This is a genomic window from Rothia sp. HMSC066G02, assembly GCF_001813145.1.
In the GTDB taxonomy this organism is placed as follows: Bacteria; Actinomycetota; Actinomycetes; order Actinomycetales; family Micrococcaceae; genus Rothia.
In genome coordinates, this window is sequence record NZ_KV811571.1 from 1 (window position 1) to 6951 (window position 6951).

At 50.9% G+C, this 6951-nt stretch carries 1 protein-coding gene; it reads right to left on the reverse strand.

The window, feature by feature from the left end; genetic code table 11:
* Positions 1–51 precede the first annotated feature (51 nt).
* Positions 52–6906, reverse strand: coding sequence for a DUF6531 domain-containing protein (locus HMPREF2894_RS00015; protein ID WP_246826986.1), 6855 nt, complete (start codon positions 6904–6906; stop codon positions 52–54).
* Positions 6907–6951 lie beyond the last annotated feature (45 nt).

Consider the following 6951-nt stretch of genomic DNA (forward strand, 5'->3'; position numbering starts at 1 on the left):
GTTGAAGAATTTTTTAGTCCACTCCGGGTCGACAGTCATTTCTTCTCCTTTCTAACGTCGAAGGCTTTCTCTCAATGCACGACCGTAAGGGCTACTCTTTGAGGTATTCCTACCGGTATACATACCGGTTCCTTCTTCTACACCTTGGGTTTCTTGTTGTGCGCCGTATGCCTGTGCATCGATATCGACACCTTCATCATCACCGTAGCCGCTACCAACGTACCGCTGGGTAGCATCGACGTAAATATTCATACCGTGAGAATCCATGCCTCCACTAGCTTTATCGCTCTCAACGACATGTACACGATTAGCAGGCTCACCGTATTGCTTTCCAGGTGTTAGACCAGGAACCACGTCATTCTCATTCACAACAGCCACGTAGTTAAAGTGATGGTCAAGGTCATCTCGTTGTCCCTCAAGATTACTGGTCGGCGCACCATAAGTTACAACATTAGACACCTTATATTTACTATTAAACTCCTTATTATTAGCAAGCGAATACGCTACGGCCCCACCCTGAGAGTGGCCAACCATCACGACTCGGTCTACACCTTGCAAACGAGCTCGATCCATTGCTGCCTCAACCATACGGTGATAGGGCGACAAATCATCAACGGATTTATCAGAGGTGTTACCAGCCAGACCAAGATTATTTCCGATGGACCCAAGCTCACCATCTTTCATCGAAAAATCAAAATCAGTGCCGGGAATATATACGTATGCCACCTTCTCTTTTGATCCATCTGATTTTTTCCCCTCATATACATCAATCTGAATGGAGGAATAACCAGCATTTCCTTGAGATTTCTCCATATCTTTAACATGCTGATTGTCATTAACTGAATTCATGCGTTGCGCCACTTCGTTAATCTTTCGCGGAGGCACGGGAGGAATATCCCCACTATATCCATGCTGTCGTTGAACATTTAGGTCCTCAATTTTTGGCTTAACATTATCCATATACTCTTCATATTCAAACGGTGAATATGAAGTATAGTAACTTGCGGCCAAGATAAGCATGAATGGAGAATTTTTTAACTCATTAACAAAAATAGAGGTAAGATAATTTTTCTTCTCTGTTTCTCGAACCTGATAGTCCCTAAAATCCCTCACCGACATCGGGCGCAAACCCCACGGGTCTACCAGAGACATAGGATTCCAGCCCACAAACGAATTTACGTCCGCACCGTGCACGATACCCGGCACCGAGCTCAAAGCGTCAGTGGACACGAAACGGCGCACGCCAGCATCAGCCACACGGAAACCCATGAAATCAAGACCAGCAATATTGACAGAAGAAGCCGCCGGACCAGCACTAACCACGCCAAGACCAGGAACAGTAGGAACAGCAGCTACATCGCTTTCCCACGGGTTAGAAGACATAGACCAGCCCAAGCCATAGCCCAGTTCCTCTTCAGAAGAGATATTCTCCAGCACAGAACCTGCACTCATCCCGCCCGCGCCCAGCACCATAGGTACGGATGAGACAGCATCCCATACCAAAGGCATAGACGAACCGGGGGCATCCACCGTGGTGCTAGTATGCACGGAGGCAAGCTCACCAGTCATGTCATGGTGCAATGACCATTCTTCACCATCCTGGCGAATAGCGTTCACCTGCCCCATGTTGCCCCACCCAAGGGTACGCTCACGATGCTGTCCAGTCAGCTCATCCGTAGTCACCTCACGGACGCGCTCACCGGCAGCGTTATAGAAATACTCAGTTCGAGAACGATTCTGGACAGTACCATCGGCACCATACTGCACCTCAGAAACAGCGCTGAGAAGGCCAATTGAATTGTGGCTGAAGGCGCGTTCCAGCAGCAGGGCGTTATCTCCCTGCTCACAATTGCGCTTATACAATGCCTCGGCGACCATCATGCCGTTTTCGTAGGTCCAAGTTCGTTCCTGAATACCATCAGATACAGAGATAAGAGCACCAGAAGCATCATAACGATACTTCATAGTGCGCGCCTCAGAGTTATTTTCTGCATCTTCAAGAGTGCAGACAGCAACCCGAGAAGAAGTATCACGTTCCACATGAGCAGCAAACGTACTGACAGGTGCAGTCCCAGTTCCCAACTCACGGGTACCGGTACGCTCTACCTTGTAGCCCACGGGAACATTCTTAACAGGATTGAGTTTCCACACGGCGCGAGTGTCTTCTGTACTCATCGAGGTCAAAGCACCACATGAAGCATGGGTAAATTCCATCTCCCTGGTGCGAGCAAAAACGTCCTTAGACTGAGTATGGCGCACTCGACCCGCACCATCACGCATCCAGCGCACTGAGCCGTACGGGTTGCTACTCATTACCAGAACACCATCTGCATCGTAGGTATAGTTCAGCGTATATTCACCACGCTGCTTAAACGCTTGCAAGGCATGGAGAGTACGCTGGTTCACGTCTGGGGCGCGAAGAATACCCGTGATGTGATCAGCAATAGACACCGTACTTGAGATGCGCATCATGTTCATATCACCATGGGGTACGCGAGTACGGCTCAGCAACCTGCCAGATGCAGAGTACTCATAAATGTGCTCTGCCTTTGCATCATTTACCGAAATCTTCAACATGCCCTGCTGAGAGCCACGTCCATTCATCAAGGAATATTCAAAAGTTCCCTGGAGTTCACCATTAACAGTGACCGAACGGAGCACACCACCGCGAGCATAGTCGTACTCAAACGAACGGATACGTTCACCGTCATTCACCGTAAGAAGACGCCCTGCAGCATCGTAAGAGAAAGTACGTACGAGAGAGTCTGCCGCATTTTCAACCGTAAAACTTGTACCCGAACGTTCTTCACGCAGAAGACGTCCTGCCGCATCCCATCCGTAGCTCGTTACGATACCCGCAGGCGTAATCCAGCGCAGAGGACGCGCAAGGGCATCATACTCACAGCGGGAGGTGCCGCCCAAAGCGTCATCAACGCTAACAAGGCGACCTGCCGCATCGTATGAGAAAGAACGAGTACCTTCAACGCTATCTTCAATACGTGCAATAAGTCCACGTGAAGTGTAGCTGTAACAGGTGACCTTCTCCCCCATATCTTCTTTAATGCGTCGACCAGTAGCGTCGTAGGTGTACTGCACAAGACGCAACGAGGCAGTTGAAGCATCTGCAGAATCCCGAATGGTCTTCTCCAACAAACGACCTGCGAGATCGTAAGTAAAGATAGTCTCCAGGTAACCCTCATCAGCATCGAGCTCGCTCGTTTTCTTGAGGGTTTTCTGGCTGGTACAACGGCCCGCCGCGTCATATTCAAAGAAAGTCTCTCGACCAGCTGCACTGATGCTACGACTCATACGTCCCTGAGCATCGTACTCGAAGCTAATTGCCCCGCCAACGGCAGAGCTAATCTGAGCAATCTGACCGTGAGTGTTATATCCAGCCTGCGCAGAGCTATCAGATGAAGAGTTGAGAAGGATAGAGGCATCCGGCATGTTCAGCTTAGGAACGGGCACCCCAAAGAGAACCGCCATATCCTGACGGTTCTCAAACATCGTAATAACAGACGGAAGATGAGCAGCAGTAAGGGCGCTATCGCCTCGCGATACGTTATCGCGGGAACCCAAAATAGTGGGAACACGAAGTTCTGGTTGTACCAAGCTCCACGATGCCCAAGGACCCGCAGGACGCTCAGAAGGCTGCTTACCTGCTGAAGCAAGCCCCGCAGGAGAAGAGTTAGAGCGCAAAGACCCAGCGGGACCCAGACCCGGCACCATATTCATCAGAGAATTTGACGCAGAAACAACTCGTCCCAGGGCATCGGTTACAACGGCATAGTTACCGGGCGCACCCTCAACTCGCATCGAGTACTCACCGTGAGAGCGCGAGTGGGTGATGCTCAAAGCTACACCAGTAGCGTCCACCATGCGACTCAGGTCGCCAGTTAGAGAATATTCGTACTCAGTACGAGCCCCACAGGGGTCAATGATAGCGACGAGCTGCGAAAGTTCGTCGTATTCATAATGGGTCTTGGCTCCTGCGGCATCAGTCATGGAGATAACGTTGCCCCAGGTGTCGCGTTCGACGCTGGTTCGGTTACCCATAGGGTCAATCACAGCGCTTAGGTGACCAGCTGAGTATTCAAAAGTAGTGACGTTACCTTCAGGGTCGGTCAGCGCTGTCAAGAGCTGCTCGGAGGTCGGCGTAGCGTTCTGAGCTGCTTCTGCATAAGACAAACCCCAACGAGCACCCATCGCGTCGACCACCGTGCTGAGTCGCCCACTCGCATCCCACTCAAAATACTGGGTATTGCCGAGAGGATTAGTTACTGAGCTCAGGTTACCAGCAGCATCATACGAATACTGCGTTTGCGCACCACTAGAGTCCGTGGAGCTCAGAAGCTGCCCACGGTTATTGTAGGTAAAGTGCTGCTTGAATCCTGATTCATCAGCGACGGCGGTGCAATGGCCGGCGTTGTCCCATTCAAGATAAGTTGTATTGCCTCCGTTACGGGTAATAGTCAGGGGATTAGGGTCCAGCGGGTTCTGGGAGTAGGTATAGCGCGTTTCGGTGAGGGTGCCTGCACGCCGATTCTTATTCATAATTCGGTGGGCAATCATACGGTCGTACTCATCCCACGTATAACGGTGGACTGCACCTTCCGGAGTATTTTCCGAGACAAGGCGAGCGCGTTCATCGTAGCTACGATGAGTCACAGATCCGTCACGCTCGCAGATATAGGTGCGGTAACCGTAGGAGTTGTATCGCATGGACTGGCGGCTTCCGTCACCAGCCACAAGGGAAACAAGCTGACCGTGTTCGTTTGAGCGCCAAATATTAGCGTGCTCACCGGTTCCGGAATCTTCAATCACGGTCATTAGACCATGCTCATAGCGGTAGCTAATATTTCGACCGTGCTCAGTTTTCTGAGCTACGATGCGGCCGTCAGCGTCATAGCTATTCTCGACCTCGCAATATCCCGTTTCATTCCAGACACGGTGGATGAGGTTACCCTCCGTCTGTTCATAACGGCGGGTACCATCAGGTCGCTGAACTTCACAAAGTACGCCAGCAGAATTGTAGATATAGCGCACATCGCTCAGCTGGCTTTCAACCTGTCCTGATGAATGTTCTTCAAAGGAGCCTTCATTGAAGTTGACAAGAGATGCAGCAGATACAAAATCCTGTGCGTCATAGCTGAAAATAATGCCCTGCGCGCTAAGGGGCTGAATCAAAGCACTCGGTCGCTGCGCTACGAACTCCTCATCGTCATTAGCCTTCGGGCCACGGCTGTACAGAGCAACTACAGCTGAGCTGGGGTGCCCCTCCATGAAAGCAACCAATTCGCCTGAAGGAGCATAGAAATAACGGCTACCAGAATGGTTAGTAACAGACCAGTAGTAGGTGGGTTCAGACGATTCCGTTACTTCAAAGGATGACGGCAGTAGACGATGGGCGGACTTGACCGCTTTATTCACAGCAGAGTATAGGGCGCGATAAAGAGCCTCTTGTCCTTCGGTATTTTCTTCGATGGGCGCAGAGGCTGAATCCACGTTATGTGTAGGTGCCGCGTCTAGAGCTGAGTCGGTTACCTTCTCCAGCCAGTAGGGGGCGTTGGGAGTTCGTGCATACCCGCTAGCCGAGTTCGTATCACGTTCAAAGACGAGTTCACGGCCGTCAGCAGTGTGCCATGAGATGCTGTCAGAGTTTTGCTCAAGTCGGCTATCCAGTATGCTTGACCAGCCCTTACCAAAAGCACCGTGAGGGGTATTCGGGAGGGCGGCGAGAACACTGTTGTAGGTGCGTTCAAGACGTAGCACCGAGTTCACGCGAGAGCGAAGGTCAACTTCACTTTCAATGAAGTTACCGGTTGCAACGTTGACGGGGTCATTTGCATAGCCGGATGAGATATTTACACCAGTAATGCTCATGCCAGGAACCTGCAGTAGGTGATGCATAGGAATATCATCATGCATCAGCTCATTCAGAAGGTTCATGTCGAGGCTAATTTGAGCCCTTGCCCCAGGCCCTGAAAGTTCTTCGTGATGTTCAATAGCCGGTTTTTCCAAGTAGCCACGACTTGCGACATCAAACATCGTTTGAGCAAGCTTACCCAGCCAATGGACATCTGCATCGACATCCTCAATCCAGGTATGCAACGCAGCAATCAAAGAGTCAGCGTTAAAAGTTCCCCATGAAGTATTCGAACGGAACTGAGCATAGGTGGATGCAACGCGGAGCTGCGCCTGACCAAGTTCAGCATTCATAGAAAGAGTGACCTGACGATGCTGATACGCATTGTGCGGCACGATAGAAACCGTAGATCCACCAGAAGCAAGCGCAATCTGGGTATTCAAATGCTGAGTACCCTGTGCAGAAGAGTTTGCCTCGGCAAACTGTCCGAGAGCACTTTGAGAAACTCCTGAAGAAACTGAGTTACCCTGAGCACCAGTGAAGGGGTCAGCTACAGGGCGGGGCGTGTAGACCTCAAAATGCGGAGGGTGGGAAGGCATAGGACGAGGAGGAAGCTCAAGATTGAGGTCATCGACACTATACCCGCCTTGATGAAGGTCATACTCAAACCTCTTACGATCACGAGCTCTTTGCTTACGTTCGTTGAGCTTCTCCCATTCAGTAATCTCTCGGCGGATGCGTTCTTCTTCGCGGGCAGCACGAATGTAAGTCTCCATATTACGAGCTGCATTGCTGAAGCATTCTTTAAACTCTCGCAACAGCGCAAATGATGAAGCAAGCTTTGCTCTATACACTCGTGCATAGCCACCGGTGAACCCCTCCAGAGCGAGCTGAGCGGCACCGCAAGTACCATCGGTGCCATAGCGGGCAGGGAGCTGATGCTCAATTACCTGAGTTAGATGCGTCAAATGCGTTTTGAGAGCCTCAGCACTCTCAAAGTCAAAAGGAACAGCTTCAGTATTAGCGTGGACGTAACCCATATATTTACTTCCGGAAGTTGATGTGACGGTGAACGAGCTTCCTCG